The sequence below is a fragment of the Actinoalloteichus sp. GBA129-24 genome (genome assembly GCF_001941645.1).
In the GTDB taxonomy this organism is placed as follows: Bacteria; Actinomycetota; Actinomycetes; order Mycobacteriales; family Pseudonocardiaceae; genus Actinoalloteichus_A; species Actinoalloteichus_A fjordicus.
Map to the genome: position 1 here is coordinate 4207904 of NZ_CP016077.1, position 23597 is coordinate 4231500.

Genomic DNA, 23597 nt, shown 5'->3' on the forward strand with positions numbered 1-23597 from the left:
GTCACACGATCATCGACGGCCACGGCCAACGACGGATGCGATAGGGCAGCCACCAGGCCAGGTTGCCCGCCGTCCCCGCCAACCCTTCCGCCACGAACGCGGCCAGCACGTGCTCCGGCACCGCCGACACCGGCGTCCCGTCGAGCAGCAGATCGATCGCGGCGAGGTACTCGGGATCGTCGACGATGAACCGGGACAGCGAGCCCGCCCGCCGGTCCCGGACCTCCACGAACCCCGGACCTCGCCGGTAGGCGCACTTGCACAGGTAGAACGTCTCCCGCCACAGCTGGAGGATCTCCTCGGCGTTCGGCTCGCCCGGCAGGTCCCTCGGCGGGCAGAGGTGGTTGAGCCGGTGCCAGATGTCGATGTGCGGGCCGAGCCGGAGTTCCCAGTCCACGGCGATGCTTCGACTGGTCAGCTCGCGCAGGAGCACCATGACCCAGACCAGCGACTCCTCGTCCATGCCGCCGGTCAGGTCCACCGGGCGGCTCAGGCCGACGCGCCGCAGCCCCTGCTCGTACAGCTGGGCCACCAGCTCGGTGGCATCGCCCGAGGCGGGCAGCTCGCCCATTCCGATACCGGGCAGGTGGTGCACCTCGGCGTCGTGCTCCCGCCAGAGCCGCAGCGTCAGCGGGGCGAGGCCCGGTGTGGTGATCTCGGCGGCGGTCATGCGGAGGCTCCGGCCATGCTCGTCTCCTCGACGGGGTCCGAGGTGTCGATGCGCATCAGGTCCTGGTTCGTCGACAGTGGAGCGACGTGGACGTAGTGCTCGGACTCGGTGAACAGGATGCCCAGGTCGAGCCAGCGACGGGTCAGCCGCTCCAGCCGCCCGACGTCCGAAGCCCCGCCGTCGGCGGACAGCTTGCGGTCCAGCGCGGCGAGGGTGTGCGGCTGATCGAGCAGCCGGAACACCGCGACGTCCCAGGGGTCGGTGAGGCGCAGCGTGGACCAGTCGAAGTCGCGCCGCCTGCTGATCAGCAGGATCTCCGAGCCGAGATCGGTGTGCGAGAGCCTGCTACCGGCGAACTCGCGCTGCCACCGGTCGGCGGCGGCGCGCAGCCGGTCGCCGAGCGACTCGTCGATGCCGCGCTCCGGTGAGGAGAACAGGTAGGCCAGGTCGAGCAGTTCGGACTCGGGCAGGTCGTAGCTGAGGGTGTAGGCCCCGCCGGGCGTGAGTTCGCCGAAGCCGAGTTCCGGTCGGTTGAAGTACGGGCTGAACCGCTCGATCACGATGCGCGCCACGCCGTCCAATGGCGGCAGGTGGTGCAGGGCGGGCATCTGCTCGATGACGGGCAGGTAGTCCGCCTCGTCCTCGCCGGGGAACCCGTACAGATAGTTCCAGGCGATCGACAGGCCCACCGTGGCCGCGTCCCGCAGCATCCGGACGTTCTGACAGCCGGTGACGCCCTTGTCCATCAGCTTGAGCACGCGGCTGTTCAGGCTCTCGATGCCCGGCTGCACGTTGACCAGCCCGGCCTTGAAGAGCGTCTCCAACTGCCCGCGCCGCATGTTGGACTTGATCTCGTACTGCATGCGCAGGTCGTAGCCGGAGTCGATGATCGTGGGCAGCAGCGTCTTGACGTAGCCCATGTCCAGGATGTTGTCCACGACGAACATGTCCAGCACCTGGTGCCGGGTCACCAGCTCCACGATCTCCGCCCAGAACACCGTGGGGCTCTTGCTGCGGAACTCCATGAACGATCCGTTGAGACCACAGAACTTGCAGTGGTGCTTCTCCCCCCACCAGCAGCCCCTGGCCCCCTCCACCACCAGCTTGGGCTCCACCCAGTCTCGGGCCGTGGAGACGTCGAGCCGCTCGAAGTAGCCGTCGTAGTCGGGCGAGACGATCTCGGCGGGCATCAACGGCCGGGTGTTCATCCGGTTGGACACCGAGATCCCGTCCGGGCCGCGCCAGCACAAGCCGAGCACGTCCGAGGGCGCGGTGTCCTGTCGGAGCGCCGCCAGCAGCCTGGGGAAAGTCACCTCGCCCTCGCCCCGGATGACGAAGTCGAGGAACTCGTAGTTGCGGTGCAGGGCCTCGCCCTGCACGCCGTCGCAGTTGGCGCCGCCCATCGCGGTCAGCACGTGCGGGGCGGCGCGTTTGATCGCCCTGGCCACCGCCAGGGTAGGCATGTTCTGTTGGAACGTGGAGGTGAAGCCGACGAGGTCCGGTTCCATGGCCAGGATGCGCTCGGTCAGCTCGGCGACGAAGTCCGGCGCCGAGGCGTGCAGCTCCAACGACATCCGTCGATGCTCGTCGGTCATCGGGACCTGCTCGACGAACTCGGCGTTCCGCCACTGGGGATCGTCGTAGAGCGCCGAGGAGAAGACCCAGTCGCCGACCCCGGCGAAGTAGGTGGCCAGCGAATAGAAGTGATAGTCCTGGATGGTGAACTCGCTTCGCTGGGTCACCCAGTCCACGTAGTCCAGGTTGGCGTGGAGCACGTCCACCTCGACCGCCGGATCGGCCTTGATCGCGGCGCGGCGGAGGATGCCGAGCGCGAGCGACGGCACATCGATCAGGGCCCAGGGCATGTTGACCAGCAGAACTCGCACGGCGATCCCGCCTTCCGGCTCGTGGAACCTCTCGCTGTCGGCGACCCCAGTGGTCGCCGGTTCCGAAGTGGGTCGGGGGAGGCAGCCGCGCCGCCCCCGACCCGGGTGTCTCCGGTGGCGTCAGAAACGCACGCCGACCGAGACGACGACCGTGACTCCCCGGCTCTGATCCCGGTTGCCCCTGATGGGGTCGTTCTTCACGACGCTCTTCCGCATGTCCTCACCCTCTTCCGGTGTTGTCGTCATCCCGCGTCCGCAGGCGCGGACGCAGGTCTTCCCCCCAGCGCCGTTCCGACGAAGCGGACGACGGTGGCGAGCATCTGGACGTGGACGTCGATCTCGTGGCCCTCATGTCCGGAGCGCGTCCACAGCAGCTCCGGCGGAAGTCCCCTGAGTCGCAGGGCCTCGGCGTAGTCGGCGACCTGACCAGGCGGGCATCGTTCGTCGTCGGTCGCCGCCACGATCAGCACCGGGGCGCGGACCGCATCGACATAGGTCGACGGCGAGGCCGCCGCATAGGCCTGCGGACACTCGTCCGGGTCACCGCCGAACAGGCGGACGTCCATGGCCCGGACCGCCTCGGTGGTGTCCCGGAACGCGGCGGCGTAGTCGGCGATCGGGTTGACCGAGGCCACCGCCTGCCACAGGTCCGGTTGGACGCCCGCCGCGAGCAGCGCGAGGTAGCCGCCCCAGGACTCGCCGCACACCGCGATCCGCTGCGCATCGGCCAGTCCGCTCGCGACGAGGTGGGCCCGCACGGCGGCCAGATCGTGCAGCTGCGTCAGCCCGACCCCTTCGTCTCCGGCGACGGCGTCCCGCCAGGCGGCGCCGTACCCGGTGGAGCCCCGGTAATTGGGTCGTGCCACCGCGCATCCGATGCTGACGAACACCGACACCAGCGCGTCGTAGGCGTCGCGGGCGGCATCGTGGGGACCGCCGTGGGCGAGCACGACCGTCGGGTACGGGCCTGCGACGTCGGGGACGGTGAGCAGGGTGTGCACGGGCCCGGCCTGCGTGTCCACCCAGACCTCGGCCCGCGCCCCCGGCTGCACGTCCCGCCGCTCGCGGCCAGGCGGGCGGGTGCCGGAGGCGGTGCGCAACGTCGGTGGCCGGGTGCTGTCAGTCCAGACGTAGTGCAGGTCGCCGTCCGGTTGGACCCGCGCGGCGAGGATGGTGCCGTCGGGGGTGTCCAGGACCGTGCTGACGTCGGCGGCCGGGTCCACCTCGTGCAGGATGCTGCGGGCATGGCGGTCCTGGCGCACCAGAATCCGCTCGCCGTCGGGATACCAGCTCGGGGCGATCTCGGTGTCGAACGCGGGACCGATCTCGGTATCTCCTACGCGGCCCGCCGAGGTCGACCCGCTCTCGCGATCCCAGACGGCGAGCCGGTAGCCGTCACCGTCTCCGACGGTGAGCAGCAGCCGCTCCCCACCCGGCGCGAAACCGGCAGGCCACACCGGATTCCCGACGCCGGAGAGCACCGTCCGCTCCCCGTTCGCCAGGTCGAGCAGCAGGACCGCCGTCACCGACTCGGGATCGCCCGCCACCGCGAGCAGCCGCCCGGAGTCGGCGAGGTCCACCACCGAGGCATGGCCCGCGATCCGCTCGACCGGCCGCGCCGGTTCGCCCGGCCGCCGCAGGTAGACGGTCAGGCCGTCGTCGTCCTCGATGCCTGCGGCCACGGTGCCGTCGGCTGCCATCGCCAGTCCCGCCGCCCGCCCCGCAGGCAGGTCGGCCGACCGGTCGGCGCCGCCGTCGAAGGCCCGCACCCGCCACGAGCCGACGCCGCCGAGGTCGTCGTCGAACCACCAGACGTCGTGGCCGCTGGGATCGATGGCGCAGGTGACGGTGCCCTGCGGCCGGTCGGTGATCTGCCGTGCGGTGCCTGCACGGGTGTCCCAGGCGAAGATCTCGCACCGGCCTGCGGCATCACCGACGTAGACCGCCCTGGTGGGCGCCGCCTCGGCGAAGGCGGGCGGCTCGGGAAAGTGGATGCGCACGTCGACGTCCATGTCACCTCACTCCTCGACCGATGTGGACCGGGACTGCCCGGCAGGAGGGCCTGCGACGGGCTCGGCGCCCGCTGCGGGCTCGCCCGCCCGGCCCGAGCCGGGCTCGGCGACGAACTCCGGCTCGACCGCTGCCGTGGCGGCCCGCACGGAGACCGTGGCGTAGAGGGCCAACAGCACCAGTCCGGCGGCGAGCACGACGGCGTTCTGCGCCGGGGACAGGACGGTCACCAGCGCGCCGGCGAGCAGCGGGGCGAGCGCGGCGGTCCCCTCGCCGAGGGTGCCGATGGCGGTGCCGACCCGGCCCTGCAGCCGGTCCGGCGTCATCATGATCGCCTTGGACTGGAACACGATGCTCAACGCGGGAGTCAGGAAGGAGACCAGCGCGAGGAGCACGCCGACGCCCACGGCCGAGGAGACGACGGCGAAGGCGAGCACGACGGCGGCGATCACCCACGACACCACCACCACCAGCAGCGACGGCCGGAACCGTCGCAGCACCATGGGCGCCGTCAACGCCCCCGCCAACCCGGCCGCGCCCGCCACACTCAGGACGAGCCCGAGCACCGCAGCGGACCAGCCGTCGATCCGCGCGTGCAGGATCACCTGGAAGTACAGGGCCCCCACGATCAGATTCAGTCCGGCGGCCCAGAGCGAGACGAACCGCAGGAACGGCCTGCTCCAGAGGAAGCGCAGCCCACTGCCGAACTCGCGGCGGAACCCGCGGCGGACGTCGGGCGGCGTCGAGGGGTCGCGGTCCGCGCGCAGCTCGGATCGCATGCCCCTGGCACACAACGCGGCGACCAGGTACGAGAGGGCGTCGACGAGGAACGGCACCCAGGCGGCGAGCTGGTAGAGGGCCCCGCCGATGCCGGGACCGGCCAGCCGCGCCCCCTGCTCGCGGGCCTGTAACGCGCCGAGTGCCGATTCCGGCGACTCCGCCGGGAGGACGGCCTTGATCCCTCCCGAGGCGGCGGCGGCGTAGCAGGCGGCGGCCAGTCCCTCGACGACGGCGGCGATCAGCAGCAGCGGCAGGGAAGCGGTGCCGGTGGCCGCGCCGATCGCGATCGCTCCCATCGCAGCGGCCGCCACCAGGGCGGCGACGGCCATGAGCCTGCGTCGCGATCCGCGATCGGCGTAGACGCCCGCGATCGGTCGGAACAGGACCTCGACGAGCCCGCCCGCGGTGCCGACGAGGCCCGCCGTCATCGGCGTCCCGCCGACCGCCAGCACGAGGATCGGCAGGACCAGCGCCGACGCGTGGGAACCGAGCAGGTTCGCCGCGCCGCCGATCCAGAACAGCCGAAAATCATGCCTGCGTCGGGCTGAATCAGCGCCCGCCCCGAATGCGATCATGCTTTCCCCGACGTCCGGTGAAACACCTTGAGCCCGAGCGAAGAACTCGAGTACGCCGACCCCCGAATACGAAGAACCCCGAGCACGAGAAATCCGGAGAACCGGCGAATCCCGCGCCAGAAGAACCCGAGACAAGCAGCGCCTGAATACTCAGACACCCAGCATCATGAACACCCCAGAACCGATGGCCGACAACCTGATCACTCGCCAGAGCGGCTGGTCATGTCGACCAGGAAGCCCACTCGAGCACATTATCCGTGCCGGTCAGTCGACCGAGCATCGCAGAGAGACTTCCCTTTTTCTAGCCGCCGAACGGACTACATTCAGCTTCGGGATCGACCGGACAGGGCGCCGAGAACACGACTCGGAAGAGCGGGCCCGGGCGTCGACGGCATGGCGAACGGCACGACTGACGGCACTGTGGTGAGACAGCGACACACCGCGCGCCGCATTCGAGAAAAGAAGACGGGATCAGCATCGGCCATTAACCCACCGGGAGTCGACGAATCACGTACATCTTCGACGCGACCAAGAAGAAAGGACGCCCGCAGAATTCTCCATCGACCATCGACAGTAGACGAACGGCGCACCGCGCACGGCGACAGCAGATCACCGGCCGGCTTCGACCTCGGCGCCCGAGATCGGGTCATCGGATGCTCTCGCCCTGCCGAGACCGGCTCGTGGCCCGCCCACCTCGCATCGACTGATCGATTCGTGTCGGCTGCCAGGAACGCCGACGGCCACGAGTGCCGGCCCCTCGACGACCACGACGATCGCACCGCCCATCGACCCAGTGGGACACCGGGGAGCGCCCGCTCGAACCGGCCGCCGAGGGACCGGATGCACGGGGTCGGCGGCCCTCTCGGCAACGAACCGAGGCCGACGCGAGCCGAGTGCACGACGGCGGCGAGACGCCACGCCCTGCGCCGTACATCGGCTCCGTCCTCGTCGTTCCGGCCCGTCGGAGTCCCCGCGAACCCCCGGCCCGTCGACTGAGTGCGCCCGGCCCGGAGCGACCCGGGCGAGGTCGACGCCCCCGGGCCGGGCCGGTGTCGGGTGAGGCGCGGGCGCGGGGCGCTCCGGTGGTGTGGCCGTGCCGGGCGCGCGAGGAGTCCGCTGCAACCATCCGCGCGGACCGGGTCCGTACTGCGCGGATGCCCCGCCACCATGGCTCGTGACGGGGCACCGACGGCCGAACACGGCCGCCGCATCACCGGGCCGGTGCTGCGGCCTGCCCAGCCCGCCCGAGAATCAGAGGGCCCGACCGAGATAGCCGGTCACCGACGACACCACGGGCGCGATGTCCGCATCGCCGATCGCCCCGCCCACCCGGTAGGGCAGGCTCGCCAGCTTCGGCACGTTGCGCGCCCAGATGGTCCGCTCCTCCGGGGCAGGGTCGTGCAGAGCCGTGGCCTCACCGCAGCCCCCGCACTCCAGATACACCATGTTCTCGACGCCGCCGATGATCGTCACCCTGGCATCCTTGAGGATGGTGAGCGCCCGGTTGGTGTCCAGGTGGGCGACCTCGGCGGGCGTCACCACCAGCACCGCCGCCACCGGACCCGCCAGCGCCAACAGCGCCTGCTGCACGTCCCCGGTGCCCGGCGGCAGGTCGACGACGAGCGTGTCGACGTCACCCCAGCGCGTGTCCCGGATCAGCCTGCCCAGCATCATGTCGCCGATCGAGGCGTCGACCGCGAATCCCTGCTGTCCCGCGAGCAGGAACCCGACCGAGGCGACCTTGAGCCCGTCGACCTCCATCGCCTCGATCCCCGAGTTCCGCCCGCCCACCCAGTTGGCGATGGTCAACGACTTGGCAGGCACGTCCCGCCGCAACCCGAGCATCCGAGGCACATCCGGCCCGTGCAGATCGGCGTCCACCAGCCCGACCTTCCGCCCGGCGGCGACGAGCCTGCGGGCCAGGGCGACGGCGACGCTGGTCTTGCCGACCCCGCCCTTTCCACATACCACGGCGATGACGGGGATGTCGGTGATGGCCCTCGTCGCACCCATGCGATCAAGACTACGACGGGGCGGGCGCGACAAGGACGGTCGAAATCCCCGCCGAACTGGTTTCACGTGCCCCGCCGAAATACGGAGCCCCCCCGTTGCTCACCCCGATGCGTCGCGACGGAGCAGGTGGCAGACCGAGGACCGCCCCGGTCTTCGCTAGACGCGGAACCGTCCCCGTCCTCAGTCGCGCAGCACCGAACGCAGGAAGCGCAGCAACTCACGATTGAAGAACTCGGGATTGTCCTGATTGGCGTTGTACCCCGCATCCGGGATGACGAGGAACCCGACGCGCTCGTCGGCCGCCGCCCAGCCCGGGAGATCGCGCGCGATCTCGCCCCGGTCGTCCTGCGCGCCGTGGGTGAGCAGACAAGGCACGTCGACCCGGAACTCCGGATATCCGGCGCGGGTCACCGCCGTCGCGACGGCGCCGAGGATACGAGCGACATCCCGCCGGTCGATCACGCTCATGGCGTCCAGCGCGTACCGCTCGACGTCCGCTCGGATCGTCGTGACCGAGGCCATCGCCTTGCGCATGCTGCGCGCGGGCCACCGGCGCATGATCGCGGGCGCCGACTGGACCATCGCCTTCTCGGCCCAGGTGAGCGGTTTCGCGATCGGGGTGGCCCCGATGACCACGAGTGCCTCGACCCGATGAGGATGCAGGCGGACGACATGTTGGGCCAGGTAGGCCCCCATGGACTGTCCCACCAGGATCGCCCGCTCGACCCCGGCATGGTCGAGCACGGCCATGAGGTCGTTCACGTAGTCCTCGACGCTCGCCCGCTCGATGCCCATGGGGCGAGACGCGCCGTGGCCTCGGGCGGCCCAGACCAGGACGGAGTAGTCGTCGCGGACAGTCGGGATCTGGGCATTGAACATGCGATGGTCCATGGTGGCGCCGTGCCGGAACACGACCGTCTGCGCTCCGGGACGCGTCGAGGTCCAGTAGCAGCGGTGTCCCGTGCCGGTCGAGGACGTGCGGCGTGAGGCCGTCCGGTGTGGTGGCGTAGTCGATGCCGGTGGACTGTCGTGGCGTCATGGTCGTGCCTCCAGGGTTGTTCCGGTATGCGGGCGGCGGCCGAGCCGATGGCCCGACGAGGTCGACTGAGAACGAGGTGCCGTCGGGTCGCTCCGCCCTGTGGGCGCAGCCGGACGCCGTGCACCGAAAAAGGCAGGCCCCGGTCGGGTGCGGCTGCCTGCGGCGGCCAGTGGGCTGCCTGCGGCATGTCTCGGTGCTGGACGACTCAGGTCGACTCGGGATCCTCGGCGCCGCCGCCGAGGTGACGCAGGTAGCCGTCGAGGATCGCGCGATCGGTGAAGACGCTCTCGGTGTACATCTCCAGGGTCGGCAGGGTGAACTCGGCGGCCCAGTCCTCGATGACCCTCGCGTAGTCGACGTCGGGGCCAGGATGGCGCAGGGCGACGAGCAGCAGCAGGGAGCCGACCGCCGACGTCACCGCCCAGTGGGCCCGCCCAGCCGGGTCGCGACTCGGCCGGATGCCCCCCGCCGTCTCGCCGCGCGCGAAGTAGCCCACGGCGTCATCGACCATCCGCGCGTACAGCTCGACGGCCAGCGGCCCGCCGTCGCACAGCGTGCGGACGACGTATCCGGTGAGCACCGCATACCGCTCGACGGAGGCAAGCTGATGCAGGAAAGTCTGGGCGCCGTCGCCCATGTCCTCCTCGGTCAGCTCGGCTATCCGACCCGCCACGTGCTCGTCGCAGGCCCGCCGCAGATCCGCCTTGGAGCCGAAATGGTGAATCACCAGGCCCGGCGAGACACTCGCGCCCTCGGCGATCGTCCGCACCGAGACGTCGAAGCCGTGCCTGCCGAAGGACGCGACAGCGGCGTCCCGGATGCGCGCTCGCGTGGTCAGGTCCGACTCGGCCGAACCCTTCCTTGAATGCATGTTCATTGCATTAAACGCGCATTCAACAGCCGTCAAGCGATGCAGGCGGAACCGCTCTGCCGGGACCGAGCACGTCCAATTCCGAGAGCACCCCGATATCGGGCTTCGACCGCCCAGCCACCCTTCGACCTGCTGCGATACGGCCGGCGCCTCCCGCAGGTCACTCCGATCGATGCGGTGGAACCGGCCGGCCCGCCCAGCAGCTCTGCAATCAACCGGGACTGAGAGGATACGTGTCATGAACGCACACCGCTGCGGCGAAAACGGTCGAACGACCTTCTAAAACCGCAGGTCGTGAAGGGTGCTCTCCACCGACGTGGAGGTTGGTCGTTGATGGTGGGCCGCTCGGCGGGGCAGTCGTTGTGCTCTCCACAGAAGTGGAGGGGTGGTCGCACACCGCTGCGGCGAGAACGGTCCGACGACCGGGCTCTCCACGTGGAGGTTGGTCGCGAGGCCGCCATGTACAGGGCGAGCACCCCGGAGTGCTCTCCGGACGTGGACCTTGGTCGCGACCCGGGAAACGGAGAAGGTCGCCAACAGCAGTCCGCTCCACCCATGTGGCGGCCTTCCAGCGCTGCACCACATCCCGCACCACCTGACGGCAGAACACCCGCCGCCCCCGCCAGCCGCCGCATCCTGGCAGAGGAAACGTGAACTCTCTGCGAGAATGCCCCGGTGGAGGACGAGCAGATCGAGGTACGCATCGGCGATCGTGAGCGCCGGAGTGTAGACGCCCGCTTGCGGGCGGCGCTGGACGACGGTGTTCTGACGTTGACCGAGTATGACGAGCGGACGGCGAAATGCTGGGCCGCGCGCACCCGGGAGGAGTTGCGGCTGCTCACGCGCGACCTTCCGGAGCCCGCAGCCGAGAACGGCGCCGAGGGCACGACCTCCACCGCGCCGCAGACGGCCCGGCGAACGACTCCTACCAAATCAGACGAGGACGACGAGGACGAGGCGAAACCCGGCATCGTCTCGCGCATCGTCGGCGGGCTGGTCACCGGCGTCCTGGTCGCGGCGGGGGCGTTCCTCGGCTGGCAGGTCATCGACTCCGATGACGGCGCTGCCGTCTTCGGCCGCCAGACCATCCACGTCGTGGAGGGTCAGGAGTCCGTCGACGTCGGCGCGCTGTTCGGTCGGCTGGAGATCGTCGTCCCGGAGGGCATGCGGGCTCGGACGTCGGGCATGTTGGTGTTCGGCCGAACGGACTGTGAGCTGGCCTGCGCCAACGATGCGGGCACGGAGGACGTCGTCGTCAACGTGACGGGCGGGCTCGCGCGCGTCGACATTCTCACCCCGGCGGAATTCGCCGAGGAAGAGGCCGACGACGAAGACGACTGAGTCGTTCGAACCCGCGCGGCGTCGAGCCCGCCCCGTCCTCACCGCACGGTCGCCTCTTGGACCACAGGCATGCCACGCTTCTGCCGATCGCCGTTCCGCCCTCGGCGTGCGGCATGACTCGCGGCGGTGTTCTCGGCCAGGGTTCGCGCCTCAGCTCGTGAGATCGCCGCCTGCGGGCGGAGATCGGCCATCGCCGGGTCGAACTCGACTGCGGTCAACTCGACGGCGATCACGGTGACCTCGGCGCCGAACAGGTCGCCGAAGATACGTCGCAGGTATGGCGTCGCATGGTCCCAGCCCTCGCGCGGGGTGCCGGGCCCGTAACCGCCGCCGCGCGCGATCAGCAGCGTCAGCGGGACACCGGCCAACGCCTGACCAGCCGGTGTGTGGCGCGGGTCGAATCGCGGATCAGTGATCAGCAGATCGATCCAGGATTTCAGCGTCGCGGGAGCACCGAAGTTGTACAGCGGTGCGCTCACGGCGATCTCGGTAGCAGCGAGAGCCTCGTCGGCGAGGTCGACGGCGAAGGCCGTGGCCTCGCGCATGGCCGGGGTCCGGTGCCCCTCGGGCAGGAACCCGGCCGCGACGGCTTCGCGCCAGGTCGCGTGCAGGTCGGGGCAGGCGGTGAGGTCGCGGCGGACGACCTGATCGGCAGGCCAGGCTTCCGCCATGATGTCGGCGAGTTCGCGGCTGAGGGAGCCCTGTCGGCGGATGCTCGTGTCGACGCGGAGAAGAGTCATCTGGTCTGGTCGTCCCATCGGCTCGGTCTGGTTCGTCAATGACATGACGACAGACCTGACGGATCGGCGCGGGGCGAGGGGACAGATGAACGAGCGAGACAGGGCGGCTCGGCGGTTCGAGGAGCATCGGAGCCACCTGCGGACGGTCGCCTATCGGATGCTGGGCTCGCGAACCGAGGCCGAGGATGCCGTGCAGGAGACCTGGTTGCGGTTCGACCGCTCCGACACCGACGCCGTGGACAATCTCGGCGGCTGGCTGACGAGGGTCGTCGCTCGGGTGTGTCTGGACATGCTGCGGTCCCGACGGGCGCGGCGGGACCAGCCCGTGGAGTGGCCGCCTGCGGAGTCCGTGAGGTCCGCCTCGGCGGCCGAGTCCGGCTTGCAGGCGGCCGATCCGGAGCACGAGGCTGTGCTGGCCGACTCGGTGAGCCGCGCGCTGCTGGTGGTGTTGGAGACGTTGTCTCCTGCCGAGCGCATCGCGCTGGTGCTGCATGACAGCTTCGCCGTGCCGTTCGCCGAGATCGGCCCTCTGCTGGACCGCTCCCCCGCCGCCGCCAAGAAACTGGCGGGTCGCGCGCGGCAGAAGGTGCGTGGCAGCACGGAGGCCACCAGCTCCGACCTTGCTCGACATCGCAAGGTCGTCGACGAGTTCCTGACCGCCGTCCGCAACGGCGACCTGGACGGGCTGCTGACGGTGCTGCACGTCGACGTCGTGCGGCGGGTCGACGGCATGGTGCCCGCGCAGGTTCCCGCCGTCGTGCACGGCGCGCGGAACGTCGTCGAGGAGGCTCGATTCTTCGCGGTGCGTGCTCGTCGGGCGCAGGCTGTCCTGATCGACGGCGCTCCCGGTGCCGTGGTGTTCGAGCGCGGCGAGCTCACGCTGGCCCTGGTGTTCACCATCGACGGCGATCGAATCACCGAGTTCCAGGTGATCACCGATTCGGTCGGTCTTCGGAGGCTCCGGGTCGACCGGCCTAGATCGGGGTGACCACGTCGCGAGCCGCTCGGCGGGCGACGGTGTGGCGGTTGCGGACGCCGTCGATCCGGCGGGTTCGTCGACCCCACCCCGCCTCACGACGCCAGATAGTTCTCCCGCAGAGCCCGGCGGGCTCGCCAGGCCAGCGCGGCCACCGAGTTGGGGCGCATGCCGAGGTCGGTGGCGACGTCGATCAGCAGATCGCCCTCGATGTCGATGCGGTGCAGGATGTCCTGCCAGCGGGTGCGCAGCTCGCTGAAGGCGCGGGCGATGTTCTCGTGTTCCTCCACGCGCACCATCCGTTCGAACAGCGCGGTGTCGGCGGCGGCGGCCAGTGGATGCTGGTCGTCGCGGACGTCGCCGACGAACGACACGAGGCGATCCCGGCGGTGGTGGTCGGCGCCGATCGTCCGCACCGCCGTGCACAGATACGCCCGCAGGTGCTCGATCCGCTGCCCCTCGACGAGCAGGAGCCGCAGGACTCTGGCCACGGCCTCGGCGGCGAGGTCCTCGGCGGTGGCGGGGTCGTCGACGAGGCGGCGGGCGGCGCGGAGGAGGGCGGGCCAGTGGCTCATGATCTCCGCGCCGAGGGCAGCGCGGTCGGCTGGTCGCATGGGGAACGTTCCTCGTGATCAGCGGCAGTCGGGACAGGTGATGTGGGTGAACGGCAGGTGATCACCCGGTGTGGCGATGACGCGGGTGTCCAGACAGCGGGCGCAGCTCCTGCGACGGCGGCTGCGACAGGTGGGCACCGAGGTCCCTGGCGCGGGCGTGGGGGATCGGGCGGCTGAAGAGGGCGCGTGCTGCGCAGGCGGCGAGGGCGAGGGCGGCACGACCTCCGGTGCCGCCGCAGGCGGCCGGGTTCTCGGCGCGGCGGGGTTCGACGGCGCGGTTCCGGCCGCCGGGGCCGACGGCAGCGCGGGCCGAGTCGCAGGCGACGGCTCGGCCCGCCGGGGCGACGGGAGGACGGGCTCGGTCAGAATGTCGGAGAACGGGGAATGGTGTTCGCGGGAGGCAGACATTCGCGGTCACTCGTTTCCTGACGAATGGCGGATGATTCGCCCACACCACCGTGATTCTGCATGTTCTGGCGTGGGTCGGCGGAGGTCGCAGGCCGCCCGCGAATGGCGATCGGCGGGGACGTCGAACGCGGGCGGCTCGGCGATCAGGATTCGGCGTCAGGCGGGGCTTTCCTGGCGCGGGGCTTCTCATGGGTCGACTCGTGTTCCAGGCTCTCGGCGACGGTGGCGTCCTCGCGGGGACAGAAGTAGCAGGTACGGGACCGGCGGGCCATCGCCTCCCGTTCGGTCTCGTCGGGCCGTCGGCGCATCCAGGGTTTCAACAAGGAGAACACCACTCTCTAGAGGAGACATCGAGAACTCGGGCAGGACTTCGGGCAGGCACGGCTGATCGAGCGCGCAACCCAGGTTGATGCGAGGGAATCGGCAGAGAATTCCGGGCGGAATTCCGGTCGGGACAATGGATCGGCGGTCTTTTCATCACCGTCGTCGGACCGACCGATCGTGTCGACACGGGGATCGCCAGTGGGGAGGTCGGCACTCGGCGACCGCACTCCGCCGAACCGTGAGCCGGAACGTCTGCACCGGTGCCGGATGGTGGTGTGCTCGGGTGATGACGACGAGCCGGGCGACCGACGATCTGGATGGTGCCCGCAGCATCGTGGGTGGACGGTGTCGGCGGCGGAGGATCACTCCGGCGTCGGGCGGCGCATTCGGCGGTGAGCGCCTCGTGGTCAGGGGGTGGAGACGGACTGCCGCGCGATCGGCGGTTCCGCCGGGATCGGCGCTCCTACCTGGATCGGGTCGGCGACGTGGGCGACGGCGCTGGTCAGCGCGACGGCCAGGGCTCCCCGTCGGGCGATGTGCCATTGGCGGACGGTGGTCTCACCGGACAGCAGCAGGATCGTCACCTGGCCGTGGTGGACCACGACGCGCACCCTGCACGCCTGGTGATCCCGTCCGGTGGCGGCGACCTCGACGGCGAGGACGGGACGCGGGTCGGTGACGGTGTCGCACACCAGCCGGGCCGCGCGGGAGTTCAGCGCGGCGAGGCCTCGGCCTGCGGAGGCGAGCGCGACCGAGCGGGTCGTGCGGTCGGCCACCAGCACCAGGGACATCGATCCGCCGGGCGTCACGTGCGCGGGCACGGCGGACACGAGCGGGGCGGCGATCACGACTCGTCCGCTGACCATAGGGACACTCCGAGGTAGCGGCGGATGCGGGCGGCGGGCAGGCGGCGCAGCGCCCCCACGACGAGGAGCCGGGGCGGACGCCGGTTGACGGTGATCACCGGACCACCGCCATCATCGGGCGGCGACGACGGGTGCGGGCGGCGGCGGTGAGGCAGTCCGGGCAGGGCTGCCAGTCGAAGTAGCAGACGGCCAGCGGGTGCCGGTTCATCGGCGTGAACTCGGTGTCGGGGTCGCACCACGGGGCGACCTTGGGTGCGGGACGGGCCTCGGGAGCACCGAGGTGGGTGTCTCCTCTGGCGAGCGAGCGGACGAACCAGGCGGGCACGACACCTCCGGAAAACAGGACGGGCAGGGCGGAACGGGTTCGGCCGGACCGATGCGTTTCACCATCGCGCCGCACACCGCGACATCGACGGCGCCATAGGTCGGATCGAGCCGATGTTCGAGGCGGCGGAAGACGCCGGCGTAGCGGCGGGTAGCGGGCAGCTGGCCAGCGAGGGCGTTCATCGGGACACCGCTTCAGGAACCAGGCGCGAGAGAAATGCGACAGGACCGGTTCCGCTCGGGCAGATGACGATCATGCTCACCTCCGGTGCGATGCGCGGCCGATTGCGCCGCGCTTCCCAGATCATGTGAAACTGTTACAGCAGATGCAAACCAGGAAATTCATATGAAAAAGATTCATTGGGCTAGCCTGTGTTACATGGCGAAGGCTTCTAGGTCACCCCGGGCACGAACGTTGGGCAATGCCATCAGGGCACTGCGAGAGTCGAAGAGCCTGCCTGCGCGCGAGGTGGCCCGACGAATCAGCACCTATGCGCCGTTCATCGGCCGGGTCGAGAGTGGAACAAAACTGCTCACCGTGGACGAGGCGTCAGTCCTACTCGGCGCGCTGGAAGCTTCACCCGAACAGCGCAACCGAATTCTCGATCTCGTCCGTGATCTGGACCGCCCGAACTGGCATCTGTCGGGCGCGAATCTTCCCGACCAGCTCGAAACTTTGATCATGTACGAACGTGAGGCAACCCAGATCACCGAGGTGTCGCTGATGCTCATCCCCGGTCTGCTGCAGACCGGGGACTACGCCCGCGCGGTCATCCACTCAGGACGCGAGGGTGGCGACGACACACTCGTCTACACCCGTCTCGGCAGGCAGGAAATACTGAACAAGCCGTCCGGTCCGCGTTTCGTCGGCATCTTGGACGAGGGCGCTGTCCGCCGGGAGGTCGGTGGGCCGGACGTGATGGCTCATCAACTCGGCCATCTGACGAAGCTGATGCGTGAGGGCACGATCGACATCCGTGTACTGCCGGTGAGCCTCGGCGTGCACGCGGCGATGTCCGGATCGTTCTGGATCGGCGAGTTCGCAGATGCGACTCCGATCGTCCATCTGGAACATCTGGCTCACGGGTCGTTCATCGACGAGCCGTCCGACGTGGAACCGTTCCTCACGGCACGCAGTAATCTACTTGCGGCTGCGTTGGACTCAGCCGAGTCGGCTGATCTCATCGCGGCGGCTGCTGAACGCCACGCGCGAGACGAGGCACGATGACGGTTGATCTCCCCCCTGATCGGTGGCGTACGTCCACCCGCACCGCCCAGAATGGCAACTGTGTCGAGATCGGCGACGGAGCAGAGTTAATAGCCATCCGCGACACCAAAGACCGCGAGGGCGGCACGCTCGTCGTCAGCCGGGTCGCCTTCGACTCATTCCTCAGCTCGGTCAAGTCCGCCCGGCAGAGCTGACCACGACGGCAGCCGGGGCGCGAGCGGCCCGCTCGCGCCCCGGCTTCGTCACGTCCTCCAGCGTCAGACGGTCCCGCCTCCGACATCCCGCCGCCGCAGCAGCCCCGCCGCCCCGACCAGACCCACCACCACATACCCGCCGAACACCGCGAGCCCCTGGCCCGGCGACAGCAACGCGGGCGACTCGACGATCGAACTGAACGCGGCGGCGGTGTTGGAGGGCAGATACGGGCTCACGGCCTCGGCGATGTCCTGGCCCAGCAGGGTGATCAGCCCCCGGCAGAACCGGAATCACGCCGACGAAGATGGAATCGCAGCCGAGGTACTGCGCAGCAACCCGCCCTGGTTCGGGTCGACGAGGTGTTCTACGGCGCCGGTCAGCGCGGCGGCCAAGGCGCCCCGGCGGGCGATCTCCCGTTGGCGGGTCATGGTCGAACCGAACCGGACAGCAGCACGATCATCGCCTGGCTGAAGACGCGGACGAGGTAGGCGAACGGCCCCGGTCGAGAGGATCTCAAGGCCGCGTATACGCGCTGAGCGGCCCGCAGACGAACGAGAGCGGCCTAGGCAAGGTTCATCCGGCCGCTCTCTGCGCTCCCCCACGCGGCCACCAGCCGCCACAACGTGTCCGGCTGGTCCTGATCGGTCGGTAACGGTCTATCCGTGCCCCGCTCGGGATCATCGCGGCTGTTCTGCCGCCGAGCCGTCTCGGCCGCGCGGGGCGCGGACTCGGGTTGATTTCGCGTCCGCCGTTGCCGAACCGCCAGCGTGCCGAGCAAGGCCAGCACCACGAGCACGGCCAAGCCGACGACTACCAGCACCGGCACGGACCTCGGACCGCCGAGCATGGCGTCACAGGGCAGGCTCAACGATATGTCGCACGGCGGACGTTCCGGGGAAGTCGGCCGGGATTGCGTCCATGAGCGTTTCGTTCGCCGGTTCACCGAGCCAGTACCCGGACTGTCGGCGCTCCCCGATCGTGCGGAAACCGGCCTTCTCATAGGCCCGGATAGCGGCCGTGTTCGGGGACAACACCGCCAGGTGGACGCACCGTAGGTTCGTGATGTGAAAGGCATAGTCCAGCGTCAACCGGGTTGCTTCCGTGCCGATGCCTCTGCCCCGGCTGGCCGCGCTGAGCTGAATGACGAACTCACCGGTTCGCACGTGGTGATCAATCAGAACCGCCGTGGTGCCGACTGGCGCGGGCTCAGCATCGGACATGTCGTACACGGTGAACCGTAGTTGGTCATCGGTACCGCGTGCCTGGTGCTGGTAACCCTCGCGCCGGTTGTCCAGTGAGTCCGGCGTCTGTCGGCCGTAGCCGACCAACACGGCCGGGTCCTGCTCCCACTGCCAATACTGGTCCACCAGGTCACCGGAGAACGGGCCGAGTCCGGCCCCGTCCCCGCGAATCCACACGATCGGTTCCCGTTTCTCGTTCATCGTTCTCGTCTCCGAGGTTGCGTACCGGGATGGTGCGTAGCGCCGTGAACCGCAAGGTGGACGGCGGTTCGGCCACCGGGTGTCCGTCGTCAGTCTCCACCTAAGCGTGAAGCCGTACGCATCCCCCTCTCGTACGTGATGGTCTGCCCCCATCGGGGCGGGAAACCTTCACCCTCGAACCAGCCGCCGCGCTGCTCGTCTGGGGTTCGCTCGTTCAGGTCGGTAATCGAGGTACGGGCAGGCGAGGGACACAAAGGGCACGGTGTCGTCATCGCGCCATCAGGTGTGGAATTGTGCCGTGGGGCACTCGTCCTCATTCAGTCACGACGAGAGACAGCGCCTCGCATCATCTCGAACTGGGCGATTTTCCCGCCGACATGTTCGGGCGTGACAATCCATTGAATGTCTTCAGGCACAGGTGCGAGTCGGTGCGTGCGGGCACGGTGGACACGTGGGAGCGGCGGTCACGAGTCTTCCGCCGGCCGCAGGGACGCTCCGAGATCACGACGGACGCGGGCGGGGCGCAGGCGACGCGGCCCACCCACGACGCGGAGCCGGGGCGCGAGCGGCTCGCTCGCACCCCGGCTTCGTAGCGTTCTCAGGCGTCAGGCGGTCCCGCGTCAGGCATCCCGCCGTCGCAGCAGCACCGCCGCCCCGATCAGGGCCACGACGACGTACCCGCCGAACACCGCGAGCCCCTGCCCCGGTGACAGCAGCGCGGGCGATTCGGCGATCGAGTTGAACGCGGCGGCGGCGTTCGAGGGCAGGTACGGGCTGACGGTGTCGGCGATGTCCTGGCCGAGCAGGGTGATCAACCCCGGCAGCACCAGGATCACGCCGACCAGGGTGGAGATCGCGGCCGAGGTGTTGCGCAGCAGCCCGCCGAGGGCGAGGCCGAGCAGCCCCACCCCGGTGACCTGCACGGCGGCCCCGACCACGGCCCGGAGCACCCCGTCATCGGACAGCGTCATGCTCGCCGCGTCGCCCGCGTCCAGGACGGCCTGTCCGGCCAGGAAGGCCGCGACGGCGGCGAGCAGCATCGTGACGAAGGCGACGCCGCCGAAGACGAGCACCTTGGCCCACAGCACGGGCAGTCGTCTCGGCACGCCGATCAGCGAGGACCGGATCATCCCGGTGGAGTACTCCCCCGCCATGGCCAGCACGCCGAGCGAGCCGACGATGAGCTGCACCAGGAGCACGCCGCTCAACGAGAGCGTCGTGGGGTCGAGCCCCGCCACCGGAGGCCCGCCGCCGCCGGGTCCGCCGGGTGTGACCTGTCCGGTGCTGGTGGCGGCGAACAGGACGCCGAGTCCGACGAGGGCGATGATCGAGGCGGCGAAGGCGATCACGGTGGAGCGCAGCGTGAACAGCTTGATCCACTCGGAGTGGATGACGCGCGGGAGCGTGACCTTGGCGGTCGAGCCCGCTGGGCCTGTCGTGTCGGTGTCTCGTCCTGCCCCCGGAGGCTCGACGGGTTCCGCTGCGGCGTGGCGGCCGGGCCTGGTGGCGGTGTCCGGTGCGGTCATCGGTCGGTCCTTCCGGGGGTCGTGAACTCGCGCGCCTGGTCGGCGGCCTCGTCGGCTGCCGGTGTGTTCTCGCCGGGCTGGTTCGTGGTCTCGCCCGGCTGGTTCCCGGCTGTCTGCGCCGCAGTGGCCGCCGGGGCGTTGCCGGTCGCTCGCGTCGTCGCGTCGTCGAGGTCGATCGGGTTCGCGGCGTCGGGGTCCGGGCGGGCCGCGTGGGCGGGTCCGGCGGCCGTTCCGCCGTGGTATTCGACGGCGTCCCTGGTCAGGGCCATGAAGGCCTCTTCGAGGGAGGCCTGTTGCGGGGTCAGTTCGTGCACGCGGATGCCCTCGGCGTGGGCGCGGTCGCCGATCTGGCCTGCGGTGAGTCCGGTGATGTCGAGGAGTCCGCGTTCGACGCCGCTGATCACCACGCCGTCCTCGGCGAGGACCTCGCGGAGTCGGCCCGCGTCCGGGGAGCGGACCAGCACGCTGTCGCGGGCGGCGCGGGCGACGAATTCAGCCACGGAGACGTCGGCGATCAGTCGGCCTCGGCCGATGACGATCAGGTGGTCGGCGGTCAGGGCCATCTCGCTCATCAGGTGGGAGGAGACGAGGACGGCGCGCCCCGAGGCGGCGACGTCCTTGAGCAGGGTGCGAATCCACAGGACGCCGTCGGGGTCGAGGCCGTTGACCGGTTCGTCGAGGATGAGGGTCGTCGGGTCGCCGAGGAGGGCGGCGGCGATGCCGAGGCGTTGACCCATGCCGAGGGAGAAGCCGCCTGCGCGTTTGCGGGCGACGTCGGCGAGTCCGGCGAGTTCGATGACCTCGTCGACGCGGCGGCGGGAGATGCCGGTGAGGGCGGCCATGGCCCGCAGGTGGTGGTAGGCGGAGCGGCCGGTGTGGACGGCCTTGGCCTCCAGCAGGGCGCCGACCTCGCGTTGCGGGGCGGCGTGTTCGGCGTAGGGCCTGCCGTTGACGGTGACCGAGCCTGCGGTGGGGGCGTCCAGGCCGACGATCATGCGCATGGTGGTGGACTTGCCTGCGCCGTTGGGGCCGAGGAAGCCGGTGACGGCGCCGGGGCGGACGGTGAAGGACAGGTCTTCGACGGCGGTCTTCTCGCCGTAGCGCTTGGTCAGGTTCGCTGCCTCGATCATGGGCTCAAGCCTCGTCGCCGGGAGGGGGTCGGCGCGTCGTCTGCGCGCAGACATCTGGGGCAGCGGCGCTGGTGGTAGCGCCGAGGCGCCCTACTGCGGGTGCAGTACGTCGACGGACCGCGTGGGGAGGACGCGGCGGCGGCCGGGCGGGCCTACGGTGCGCAGCATGAGGCGTTCGGCCCGGTGGCGGCAGGTGGTGCGGCGGCATCCGCTGGTGTTCGACGCGGTGGTGGCGGTGCTGCTCTTCGTCGGCCCGCTGATCGCGTCGCAGGCGATGGGGCGGCATCCGGAGTGGGCGCCGGGGCCGCCGGGCTGGGAACCGCCGTTCGCCCGTGCCGAGCTGAATCTCGGGATGATCCTGGCGGGGGCGGTGGGGTGTGCGGCCTTGGTGCTGCGCAGGCGGTGGCCGCTGCCGGTGTTGGCGGCGACGACCGTGATCGGCGCTGCGACGCTGGTGATCGGCGGCGGGCCCTCCCCGTATCTGGCGCCCGCGCTGGTGGCGGCGTACACGGTGGCGACGCTGGTTCCGCGTCGGCGGGCGTGGGCTGCGGGTGCCGTGGCGGCGCTCGTGCTGGCCGGGGTGTCGGCGATCGCGGCGCCGACTCTGCTGCCGGGCCTGGGGAATCCCGGTGTGGTGGCGTGGCTGGGTATCGCCGTGGCGGTGGGTGATGCGCTGTCCAGTCGGCGGGCCTACATCGCCGAGGTGGAGGAGCGGGCGCGGCGGGCCGAGCAGAGTCGGGAGGAGGAGGCGGCGCGGCGGGTGGTGGCGGAACGGATGCGGATCGCCCGCGAGCTGCATGACGTCGTGGCGCATCACATCGCGGTGATCACGGTGCAGGCCGGGGTGGCCGAGCATCTGCTGACCAGCCAGCCCGCGGCTGCTGCGGCGGCGGTGGGGCACATCCGGGATGCGGGGCACACGGTGTTGACGGAGATGACGACTCTGTTGGGGGTGTTGCGCGGCGCGGAGGAGCCTGCGGCGTCGACCGAGCCCGCGCCGAGCCTGGATCGGGTCTCCGAGCTGGTGGAAGCGTTCGCGGCGACGGGGCTGCGGATCGAGCTGGTGACCTCGGGCAGGCATCGTCCGCTGCCACCTGCGGTGGATCTGGCGGGGTATCGGATCGTGCAGGAGTCGTTGACGAACGCGCACAAGCACGGTCGGGGGGCCGGGGTGGTGGTGCGGATCGAGCACGGTCCGGCGGAGTTGGTCGTGGAGGTGCGGAACGGGGCGCCGGAGTCGGGTGCGGCTGCGGTGGCGCGGGGGTCCGGGGCGGCGGGTGCTGGGGCGGTGTCGGGCGGGTCGGATCTCACGGTGTGGGGTGCTGCGGCGGCGGGGTCTTCGGCATCGGGGTCTTCGGCGGCGGGTGCCGGCTCGGTCGATTCGGGATCGACGGGTCCGGCAGGGTCGGGACCGGCGTCGAATTCGCCTGCGGGCTCGGCCGCGTCGGGTCCTGCGGAACGGGCGGAGTCCGGCGAGCCGGTGGCGCGGCAGTCCGCGCCCAGCGGTCACGGCATCGTGGGGATGCGGGAGCGGGCCGTCACGGTGGGCGGGACACTGAGTGCGGAGCCGATCAGCGGCGGTGGTTTCCGGGTGCTCGCCCGGCTGCCGATCCCGTCCGCAAGCGCCGGGGAGGCGAAGTGAGCAGCGAGCCGGTGCGGGTCGTGGTGGCCGACGATCAGGCGTTGATCCGGGCGGGATTCCGGGTGCTGGTGGACTCGGCGCCGGATCTCGAAGTGGTGGGCGAGGCGTCGACCGGCCGGGAGGCGGTGGACCTCGTCCGTTCGACCAGGGCCGACGTGGTGTTGATGGACATCCGGATGCCGGAGCTGGACGGCCTCGCCGCGACGCGGGAGATCATCGCGAACGATGATCTTGTCGGGGTCCGGGTGCTGGTGCTGACGACCTTCGAGGTCGACGAGTACGTCTTCGAGGCGCTGCGGGCCGGGGCGAGCGGGTTTCTGGGCAAGGGCGTGCGACCTGGCGAGCTGCTGGCGGCGATCCGGACGGTGGCGCGAGGCGAGGCGCTGCTGTCGCCGAAGGCCACCCGAGGGCTGATCGAACGGTTCCTGAGCGGCCCGCAGGTGGCGGAGCCGACGCAGCCGGAGCGGCTGTCGGCGTTGACGAATCGGGAGCGCGAGGTCGTGGGGCTGGTGGCCACGGGCCTGTCCAACGACGAGATCGCCGCCCGCCTGCACGTCTCGCCGCTGACGGCGAAGACGCATGTCAACCGGGCGATGATGAAGCTGGACGCGCGGGACCGGGCACAACTCGTCGTGATCGCGTTTCAGACGGGGCTGGCTACGGCGGGGTAGCGAGGCAGGTCCATCGTCGCATCGGCCCCGAAGGGCCGATGCCACAGACATAGTCGCGGTACGCCGTCCGGCTCAGTTCGTCGTTGCGATCCTCATCGGCCCCGAAGGGCCGATGCCACTCGAGGTCGCCGTCGCGTTGTTGCGCGGCGGCGCGGTTGCGATCCTCATCGGCCCCGGAGGGCCGATGCCACTGCCGGTCGTCAACACCTGCTGGACCTCCAGGCCGGGTTGCGATCCTCATCGGCCCCGGAGGGCCGATGCCACCAGTGATCACCGCACCCACCGCGAGGTGCCGCAGCGGTTGCGATCCTCATCGGCCCCGGAGG

General features: G+C 70.3%; 24 protein-coding genes, 1 pseudogene and 1 CRISPR repeat array (1 of these 26 cut by a window edge). Of the genes and pseudogenes, 6 read left to right on the forward strand and 19 right to left on the reverse strand.

From position 1 onward, the window contains the following. Window position 1 precedes the first annotated feature (1 nt). The 8 genes from UA75_RS18195 to UA75_RS18225 form a co-directional block, all read right to left on the reverse strand. Window positions 2-670 (reverse strand): DUF5825 family protein, encoded by a 669-nt coding sequence (locus UA75_RS18195; RefSeq protein WP_075741268.1) that lies wholly within the window; start codon window positions 668-670, stop codon window positions 2-4. Further along, window positions 667-2556: a RiPP maturation radical SAM C-methyltransferase gene (locus UA75_RS18200; RefSeq protein WP_075741269.1), complete on the reverse strand. Its 1890-nt coding sequence runs from the start codon at window positions 2554-2556 to the stop codon at window positions 667-669. The genes UA75_RS18195 and UA75_RS18200 overlap by 4 nt, the downstream gene beginning before the upstream one ends. Window positions 2557-2676: 120 nt before the next feature. Then, a complete protein-coding gene (locus UA75_RS34935; protein ID WP_257787475.1) occupies window positions 2677-2802 on the reverse strand; it encodes a hypothetical protein in 126 nt (41 codons plus the stop codon). Then, on the reverse strand, window positions 2799-4568 hold the full coding sequence (locus UA75_RS18205) for an alpha/beta fold hydrolase (protein WP_075741270.1): 1770 nt from the start codon (window positions 4566-4568) through the stop codon (window positions 2799-2801). Before UA75_RS18205 ends, UA75_RS34935 begins: the two co-directional genes overlap by 4 nt. A 6-nt stretch (window positions 4569-4574) precedes the next feature. After that, window positions 4575-5921, reverse strand: coding sequence for an MFS transporter (locus UA75_RS18210; RefSeq protein ID WP_075741271.1), 1347 nt, complete (start codon window positions 5919-5921; stop codon window positions 4575-4577). Between the two features lie 1251 nt (window positions 5922-7172). Next, window positions 7173-7934 carry a P-loop NTPase gene (locus UA75_RS18215; protein WP_075741272.1) on the reverse strand — a complete coding sequence of 254 codons (762 nt, stop codon included), beginning with the start codon at window positions 7932-7934 and terminating at the stop codon, window positions 7173-7175. A 180-nt stretch (window positions 7935-8114) separates the two neighbouring features. Next, window positions 8115-8846, reverse strand: coding sequence for an alpha/beta fold hydrolase (locus tag UA75_RS18220; RefSeq protein ID WP_083690774.1), 732 nt, complete (start codon window positions 8844-8846; stop codon window positions 8115-8117). A 332-nt stretch (window positions 8847-9178) separates the two neighbouring features. Continuing rightward, window positions 9179-9844, reverse strand: coding sequence for a TetR/AcrR family transcriptional regulator (locus tag UA75_RS18225; protein WP_083691041.1), 666 nt, complete (start codon window positions 9842-9844; stop codon window positions 9179-9181). Window positions 9845-10519: 675 nt separating this feature from the next. On the opposite strand from UA75_RS18225, the gene UA75_RS18230 reads away from it, so the two are divergent. Next, a complete protein-coding gene (locus UA75_RS18230) occupies window positions 10520-11185 on the forward strand; it encodes a DUF1707 domain-containing protein (RefSeq protein ID WP_075741274.1) in 666 nt (221 codons plus the stop codon). A 38-nt stretch (window positions 11186-11223) separates the two neighbouring features. Here the strand turns inward: UA75_RS18230 and UA75_RS18235 are convergent, their stop codons facing one another. After that, a complete protein-coding gene (locus UA75_RS18235) occupies window positions 11224-11970 on the reverse strand; it encodes an FMN-dependent NADH-azoreductase (RefSeq protein ID WP_232251090.1) in 747 nt (248 codons plus the stop codon). Window positions 11971-12010: 40 nt separating this feature from the next. Between UA75_RS18235 and UA75_RS18240 the strand changes: the two genes are divergently transcribed. Next, the gene (locus UA75_RS18240; RefSeq protein WP_075741276.1) at window positions 12011-12913 is read left to right on the forward strand and encodes a sigma-70 family RNA polymerase sigma factor; all 903 of its coding nucleotides are present in this window, start codon (window positions 12011-12013) and stop codon (window positions 12911-12913) included. A gap of 83 nt (window positions 12914-12996) precedes the next feature. Here the strand turns inward: UA75_RS18240 and UA75_RS18245 are convergent, their stop codons facing one another. From UA75_RS18245 to UA75_RS18260, 4 genes are all read right to left on the reverse strand, one after another. Next, complete coding sequence (locus UA75_RS18245; protein WP_075741277.1) at window positions 12997-13515, reverse strand: RNA polymerase sigma factor; 519 nt, start codon at window positions 13513-13515, stop codon at window positions 12997-12999. Window positions 13516-14066: 551 nt separating this feature from the next. Beyond that, window positions 14067-14258: a hypothetical protein gene (locus UA75_RS18250; RefSeq protein ID WP_075741278.1), complete on the reverse strand. Its 192-nt coding sequence runs from the start codon at window positions 14256-14258 to the stop codon at window positions 14067-14069. 396 nt (window positions 14259-14654) lie between these two features. Beyond that, window positions 14655-15113, reverse strand: coding sequence for a hypothetical protein (locus UA75_RS18255; protein WP_157434271.1), 459 nt, complete (start codon window positions 15111-15113; stop codon window positions 14655-14657). A gap of 94 nt (window positions 15114-15207) precedes the next feature. Next, window positions 15208-15438 (reverse strand): hypothetical protein, encoded by a 231-nt coding sequence (locus tag UA75_RS18260; protein WP_157434272.1) that lies wholly within the window; start codon window positions 15436-15438, stop codon window positions 15208-15210. Window positions 15439-15816: 378 nt separating this feature from the next. On the opposite strand from UA75_RS18260, the gene UA75_RS18270 reads away from it, so the two are divergent. Together UA75_RS18270 and UA75_RS18275 are read left to right on the forward strand one after the other, a co-directional pair. Next, window positions 15817-16665 carry a helix-turn-helix domain-containing protein gene (locus UA75_RS18270; protein WP_075741282.1) on the forward strand — a complete coding sequence of 283 codons (849 nt, stop codon included), beginning with the start codon at window positions 15817-15819 and terminating at the stop codon, window positions 16663-16665. Next, entirely contained in the window at window positions 16662-16859 is a 198-nt protein-coding gene (locus UA75_RS18275) for a DUF397 domain-containing protein (protein WP_075741283.1), read from the forward strand. The genes UA75_RS18270 and UA75_RS18275 overlap by 4 nt, the downstream gene beginning before the upstream one ends. Before the next feature lie 63 nt (window positions 16860-16922). On the opposite strand, the gene UA75_RS33090 is transcribed toward UA75_RS18275, so the two are convergent. The 6 genes and pseudogenes from UA75_RS33090 to UA75_RS18295 all read right to left on the reverse strand — a co-directional run. Further along, the gene (locus tag UA75_RS33090) at window positions 16923-17096 is read right to left on the reverse strand and encodes a hypothetical protein (RefSeq protein ID WP_157434274.1); all 174 of its coding nucleotides are present in this window, start codon (window positions 17094-17096) and stop codon (window positions 16923-16925) included. A gap of 54 nt (window positions 17097-17150) precedes the next feature. Beyond that, a complete protein-coding gene (locus UA75_RS33095) occupies window positions 17151-17288 on the reverse strand; it encodes a hypothetical protein (RefSeq protein ID WP_157434275.1) in 138 nt (45 codons plus the stop codon). A gap of 134 nt (window positions 17289-17422) precedes the next feature. Next, window positions 17423-17680: a hypothetical protein gene (locus tag UA75_RS18280; protein WP_157434276.1), complete on the reverse strand. Its 258-nt coding sequence runs from the start codon at window positions 17678-17680 to the stop codon at window positions 17423-17425. 31 nt (window positions 17681-17711) lie between these two features. Then, the gene (locus UA75_RS18285; RefSeq protein ID WP_075741285.1) at window positions 17712-18302 is read right to left on the reverse strand and encodes a GNAT family N-acetyltransferase; all 591 of its coding nucleotides are present in this window, start codon (window positions 18300-18302) and stop codon (window positions 17712-17714) included. A gap of 620 nt (window positions 18303-18922) precedes the next feature. After that, window positions 18923-19828 (reverse strand): hypothetical protein, encoded by a 906-nt coding sequence (locus tag UA75_RS18290; RefSeq protein WP_075741286.1) that lies wholly within the window; start codon window positions 19826-19828, stop codon window positions 18923-18925. 221 nt (window positions 19829-20049) lie between these two features. Further along, window positions 20050-20958: pseudogene (locus UA75_RS18295) on the reverse strand (ABC transporter ATP-binding protein); the annotation flags it as partial. 166 nt (window positions 20959-21124) lie between these two features. Here UA75_RS18295 and UA75_RS18300 point away from each other — a divergent pair. Both UA75_RS18300 and UA75_RS18305 read left to right on the forward strand, forming a co-directional pair. Further along, window positions 21125-22600, forward strand: a complete 1476-nt coding sequence (locus UA75_RS18300) for a sensor histidine kinase (RefSeq protein WP_075741287.1) — start codon at window positions 21125-21127, stop codon at window positions 22598-22600. After that, a complete protein-coding gene (locus tag UA75_RS18305; RefSeq protein ID WP_075741288.1) occupies window positions 22597-23271 on the forward strand; it encodes a response regulator transcription factor in 675 nt (224 codons plus the stop codon). Before UA75_RS18300 ends, UA75_RS18305 begins: the two co-directional genes overlap by 4 nt. Window positions 23272-23353: 82 nt before the next feature. After that, window positions 23354-23597: a CRISPR direct-repeat array (repeat unit 37 nt; unit sequence GTTGCGATCCTCATCGGCCCCGGAGGGCCGATGCCAC); it runs 455 nt beyond the window's last position.

Bases quoted from the DNA above. Each gene is read 5' to 3' on its own strand.
- UA75_RS18205 (WP_075741270.1), bottom strand. From the start codon at position 4,568: ATGGACGTCGACGTGCGCATCCACTTTCCCGAGCCGCCCGCCTTCGCC.
- UA75_RS18195 (WP_075741268.1), bottom strand. From the start codon at position 670: ATGACCGCCGCCGAGATCACCACACCGGGCCTCGCCCCGCTGACGCTG.
- UA75_RS18225 (WP_083691041.1), bottom strand. From the start codon at position 9,844: ATGCATTCAAGGAAGGGTTCGGCCGAGTCGGACCTGACCACGCGAGCG.
- UA75_RS18285 (WP_075741285.1), bottom strand. From the start codon at position 18,302: ATGAACGAGAAACGGGAACCGATCGTGTGGATTCGCGGGGACGGGGCC.
- UA75_RS18300 (WP_075741287.1), top strand. From the start codon at position 21,125: ATGAGGCGTTCGGCCCGGTGGCGGCAGGTGGTGCGGCGGCATCCGCTG.
- UA75_RS34935 (WP_257787475.1), bottom strand. From the start codon at position 2,802: ATGACGACAACACCGGAAGAGGGTGAGGACATGCGGAAGAGCGTCGTG.
- UA75_RS18255 (WP_157434271.1), bottom strand. From the start codon at position 15,113: ATGGTCAGCGGACGAGTCGTGATCGCCGCCCCGCTCGTGTCCGCCGTG.
- UA75_RS18245 (WP_075741277.1), bottom strand. From the start codon at position 13,515: ATGCGACCAGCCGACCGCGCTGCCCTCGGCGCGGAGATCATGAGCCAC.
- UA75_RS18235 (WP_232251090.1), bottom strand. From the start codon at position 11,970: ATGTCATTGACGAACCAGACCGAGCCGATGGGACGACCAGACCAGATG.
- UA75_RS33095 (WP_157434275.1), bottom strand. From the start codon at position 17,288: ATGACCCGCCAACGGGAGATCGCCCGCCGGGGCGCCTTGGCCGCCGCG.
- UA75_RS18210 (WP_075741271.1), bottom strand. From the start codon at position 5,921: ATGATCGCATTCGGGGCGGGCGCTGATTCAGCCCGACGCAGGCATGAT.
- UA75_RS18275 (WP_075741283.1), top strand. From the start codon at position 16,662: ATGACGGTTGATCTCCCCCCTGATCGGTGGCGTACGTCCACCCGCACC.
- UA75_RS18290 (WP_075741286.1), bottom strand. From the start codon at position 19,828: ATGACCGCACCGGACACCGCCACCAGGCCCGGCCGCCACGCCGCAGCG.
- UA75_RS18240 (WP_075741276.1), top strand. From the start codon at position 12,011: ATGAACGAGCGAGACAGGGCGGCTCGGCGGTTCGAGGAGCATCGGAGC.
- UA75_RS18270 (WP_075741282.1), top strand. From the start codon at position 15,817: ATGGCGAAGGCTTCTAGGTCACCCCGGGCACGAACGTTGGGCAATGCC.
- UA75_RS18215 (WP_075741272.1), bottom strand. From the start codon at position 7,934: ATGGGTGCGACGAGGGCCATCACCGACATCCCCGTCATCGCCGTGGTA.